This is a genomic window from Sphingomonas endophytica, from assembly GCF_001476895.1.
In the GTDB taxonomy this organism is placed as follows: domain Bacteria; phylum Pseudomonadota; class Alphaproteobacteria; order Sphingomonadales; family Sphingomonadaceae; genus Sphingomonas; species Sphingomonas endophytica_A.
In genome coordinates, this window is sequence record NZ_LDTB01000166.1 from 1 (window position 1) to 679 (window position 679).

At 63.9% G+C, this 679-nt stretch carries 1 protein-coding gene; it reads left to right on the forward strand.

All coding sequences use genetic code 11. The features are described from left to right. Window positions 1–679: acyl-CoA dehydrogenase family protein (locus NS334_RS16550; protein WP_193753147.1), on the forward strand; the 679-nt coding region annotated here is incomplete at both ends.

Genomic DNA, 679 nt, shown 5'->3' on the forward strand with positions numbered 1-679 from the left:
GAGCAGAAACGCAAATACCTGCCGCCGCTCGCCTCCGGCGAGAAGATCTGGTGCCAGCTGTTCTCGGAGCCCGCCGGCGGCTCCGACGTTGCGGGCCTTCGGACCCGCGCCGAGAAGCACGGCGACGAATGGGTGATCAACGGCCAGAAGATCTGGACCTCGGGTGCGCATTACTCCGACTACGGCCTGTTGATCGCGCGCACCGATCCGAATGTGCCCAAGCACAAGGGCCTCACGATGTTCTTCCTCGACATGAAGAGCCCGGGCGTCGAAGTGCGGCCGATCAAGCAGGCCAACGGCATGCAGGAATTCAACGAGGTCTATTTCACCGACGTCGTAATCCCGGACAGCCAGCGGCTTGGTGCGGTCGGCGAGGGCTGGAGCGTGTCGCTGACCACGCTGATGAATGAGCGCATGTCGATCGGCGCGCGGCTTGCGACCGGCGTGCCCGAGATGTTCGAGTTCTGCTCCAATCTGATGCTGGAAGATGGCCTTGCGATCGACGATCCGGCGGTGCGCTCGAAGCTGGCGAGCTGGGCGGTGAAGGCGAGCGGGCTGAAATACACCAGCTACCGCGCGATCTCGGCGCTGTCGAAGGGCGAGCGGCCAGGTCCGGAAAACTCCATCGGCAAGCTCGTCTCCGGCCTGATGCTGCAGGACATCGCGACCTATGCGATGG